The organism is Mesorhizobium sp. M2C.T.Ca.TU.002.02.1.1, assembly GCF_003997225.1.
Window position 1 is genome coordinate 1 of record NZ_RZTO01000772.1, and the last position, 2,867, is coordinate 2,867.

Annotated in this window: 3 protein-coding genes; 2 read left to right on the forward strand and 1 reads right to left on the reverse strand. The window is 64.2% G+C overall.

The genetic code is table 11. The features are described from left to right. A partial coding sequence (locus tag EOD07_RS29135; protein WP_164772640.1) for a L,D-transpeptidase family protein occupies positions 1 to 928 on the forward strand: 928 nt, incomplete at its 5' end. Here EOD07_RS29135 and EOD07_RS29140 read toward each other — a convergent pair. Continuing rightward, positions 902 to 1,534: a TMEM175 family protein gene (locus EOD07_RS29140; protein ID WP_127237806.1), complete on the reverse strand. Its 633-nt coding sequence runs from the start codon at positions 1,532 to 1,534 to the stop codon at positions 902 to 904. The genes EOD07_RS29135 and EOD07_RS29140 overlap by 27 nt on opposite strands. 223 nt (positions 1,535 to 1,757) lie before the next feature. On the opposite strand from EOD07_RS29140, the gene EOD07_RS29145 reads away from it, so the two are divergent. Continuing rightward, a partial coding sequence (locus tag EOD07_RS29145; protein ID WP_127237807.1) for an MFS transporter occupies positions 1,758 to 2,867 on the forward strand: 1,110 nt, incomplete at its 3' end.

The window sequence follows — 2,867 nt, forward strand, 5'->3', positions numbered from 1 at the left end:
GGCCTCGGTCGATCCATCGCTGTCGCTCGGGGTGCGCCAGGACGTTGCCGCGCTGCAGGTGCTGCTCGACCGCGGCGGCGCTTCGCCGGGCGTGATCGACGGGCGCTTCGGCTCCAATGTCGACAAGGCGCTGGCGGCCTACAACGAGATAAACGGCACCAATCTGAAATCCACCGATGCCGTCGGCATCCAGGCGGCGCTTGCCCAGTCGGGCGGCGACCCCTTTGCTTCCTACACGATCACGCCGGAAGACGTAGCCGGCCCTTACGTCGCCTCGATCCCCGAGGATTACAGCCAGAAGGCCAAGCTCGACTGCATGTGCTATACCTCGGTCACCGAGGCGCTGGCCGAGCGCTTCCACATGGACGAGACCTATCTGAAGTCGATCAACAAGGGGGTCGACTTCAATCGCCCCGGCACGATGATCAAGGTCGCCAATTTCGGCAAGCTGGTCTCGACGCCGGTAACGCGTATCGTCGCCGATAAGACCAAGAAGGAAGTCTACGCCTATGATGGCAGCGGCAAGCTGGTCGCGGCCTATCCGGCGACCATCGGCTCGGCCGACACGCCGTCGCCGACCGGCATCCATGCCGTCTCGCGCATCGCGCTCGATCCGAACTACACCTACAACCCGAACATCAATTTCAAGCAAGGCCAGAACGACAAGATCCTGACCGTCCCGCCGGGACCGAACGGTCCGGTCGGCTCGGTGTGGATCGCGCTCGACAAGCCGACCTACGGCATCCACGGCACGCCCGATCCTTCCAAGATCGGCAAGACCGAGAGCCATGGCTGCGTGCGCCTGACCAACTGGGATGCACGCGAGCTTGCCAAGCTGGTGTCGCCGGGCGTCACGGTGGAGTTCGTCGGCGGACCAACAATCGCGGAGGTCGGCGGGACCTCAACCGATGAGTTTACGCAGCAGTGAAGCGCGCGGCGCCGCGGCATAGATGAGCTGCACCAGCAGGATGAAGCCTATGCTGAGCAGCGGCGTGACCAGGCAAAGCGCCGCGCCGACCGCCCACAGAATTTGCGCCTTGACGATGCGATTGTAGACGGTGCGCCGTGTTTGCGCATCGACATCCTCGGCGATCATGCCGTTCCGGTCGGCATACCACCAGCTCGCGAACAGCGTGGCGCCCAGCATCAAAAGGTTCAGCCAGTAGACCAGCACCGCGATCCTGAATTCCAGGAAATCGGCCAGCAGGTCGGTCGAGAACGGCAGCAGCGCGATGAAGGCAAGAAAGCACAGGTTGAGCGTCGCCAGCCTGCGGTCTGACTTCGCGATCAGGCCATGCTGCGCTTGCTGGCCGAACCAGAAGATGGTGAGCGTCAGGAAACTCAGCGCATAAGTCAGGAACCGTGGCCCGAGCGCCAGGATCGCGGCAAGCAGCTCTCCCTCCGAATGCACCACCTCATGCGACGGCACCCTGATCTCCAGCACGATCAAGGTCAGCGCGATGGCGAAGACGCCGTCGGTTATGCCGACGATGCGTCCGCGTCCTTCCGCCGACGGTTCGAGCGGCCGCTTCATGGCTTCCTCTCCATGCGTAATGATGGAACCTAGCACGCGATCGGCGGTTTGCATCAGAATTGGCCTCCGCCTCGCCATGCGGCCAGGGCCGGATGATTTCAGGTTGAGTCGACAACGGAAAACCACGGTGCATTCTCCTGGAATGCCCGGGGGCATCTGGTTTCAAGAACAGCTATGCTCTGGCTTGTTGTTGCGGCCGCAACGGAAGACTAAGCAGGGATCTATGTCATCCGCGAACGAAACCACTGCCGATTCGCATTCGCCCGTCCGCGCTAACGGTACGTTTTGTCCTCAGACGCAGCGAAAATTCGTGTTGGTCGCGGCGATCCTCGCCTCGGCGCTCGGCTTCATCGATGGCTCGATCCTGGCGATCGCCATGCCGGCGCTGCGCGTGGATCTCGGTGCCAGCCTGGCGCAGGCGCAGTGGATTTCCAACGCCTATGCGCTGACGCTGTCGGCGCTCATCCTGGCGGGGGGCGCCGCCGGCGACCGGTTTGGACTGCGGCGCGCCTTCGTGGCCGGCATCGCGCTGTTCATCGCGGCTTCACTCGCCTGCGCGGTGGCGCCCGACCCGGCCATATTGATCGCCTTCCGCGCCATCCAGGGCATCGGCGCGGCGATCATGGTGCCGGGCAGCCTCGCCATCATCGCCAAGGCCTATCCGAAGAAGGAGCGCGGCCGGGCGATCGGCATCTGGGCCGCCGCGTCGGCGCTGACCACGGCGCTCGGTCCCGTGCTGGGCGGCTTCGTCTTGACGACCTTCGGCAATGGGGTCTGGCGCGCGATCTTCGCCATCAACCTGCCGCTTGGACTGATCTCGATCTATCTGCTTCTGGCCAAGGTGCCGGCCGACCAGCCGACTGAAAAGCGCAGCCTCGATCTCGGGGGTGCGGCGCTGGCGACGCTGGCGTTCGGATCGTTGGCCTATGGATTGACGGCCATGAATGCCGAGGGCGGCGGGATGATGGCCGGGCCGGCGATCGTCGCCGGCGTCGTGCTTCTTTTCATCTTCATCCTTTACGAGCGCTGGCGGCGCGAGCCGATGATCGATCTCGGCCTGTTCCGCATCGGCGCCTTCGCCGGCGCCAATCTGGCGACCTTCTTCCTCTATTTCGCGCTGTCGGCGAATCTCTTCTACCTGCCGATGGTCCTGATCGCGGGCTGGGGATTGAGCTCGGCCGAGGTCGGGTTCATCTTCCTGCCGTTGTCGGCATCGATCGCGTTGCTATCGGGACCGGTCGGCCAGTGGTCCGACAAGATCGGACCGCGTCTGCCGATCGCCGCCGGCAGCCTCATCGTCGCCATCGCCTTTGCCGGGCTCGCCTTGCTCTCT

Coding starts and splice junctions, on each gene's coding strand:
- EOD07_RS29140 (WP_127237806.1), bottom strand. CDS start 1,534: ATGAAGCGGCCGCTCGAACCGTCGGCGGAAGGACGCGGACGCATCGTC.